Source organism: Vibrio sp. 1641, from assembly GCF_033339995.1.
In the GTDB taxonomy this organism is placed as follows: domain Bacteria; phylum Pseudomonadota; class Gammaproteobacteria; order Enterobacterales; family Vibrionaceae; genus Vibrio; species Vibrio alginolyticus.
Genome location: NZ_JAWOVP010000268.1, coordinates 1 through 632 on the forward strand (window position 1 = coordinate 1; position 632 = coordinate 632).

Annotated in this window: 1 protein-coding gene; it reads left to right on the forward strand. The window is 48.9% G+C overall.

Annotated features, from left to right (window positions below):
• The coding region (locus R7Z47_RS25455; RefSeq protein ID WP_318130840.1) for a PhoH family protein at nt 1-632 on the forward strand (632 nt) is incomplete at both ends.

Genomic DNA, 632 nt, shown 5'->3' on the forward strand with positions numbered 1-632 from the left:
CTCACTAAAGGCTTCCAGCAACGAGAAGGCGATTTCTGGAGCGGCATTGATGAAGTTGAAAGCTACGCGTTGGGTGGCAGAACTTATCACAAACTCAGTCGTGAGCCTTTTGACCCAACGTTCATCAACCAATACGTCATTGATGAAGACAGCGATTTTGCAGGCCGCGTTGAAACCATCAATGAAGACAAGCTAACCCTACTCGACCTAAGCCGAGAACGCATGATGCACCGCCGAGCTTGGGACATCACACCAAAAAACATTTATCAGGCCATGGCACTCGATGCCCTGCTCGACCCTGATATTGATTTGGTGATCCTCACTGGTGCGGCCGGTAGCGGTAAAACGCTATTGGCCATGGCTGCTGCGCTCGAGCAAACCATTGAAAAAGGCATGTTTGATAAAATCATCGTCACGCGTAACACGCCAGACATTGGTGAATCGATTGGCTTCTTACCAGGCTCAGAAGAGGAAAAAATGATGCCTTGGTTGGCGGCGGTAACCGATACTTTGGAGGCGCTGCATAAGCACGATCACTGCACCGAAGGCTCGTTGAAATACATCTGCGATAAAGCCAACATTCAGTTTAAGTCGATCAACTTTATGCGTGGCCGTTCGATTCAAAATGCGTT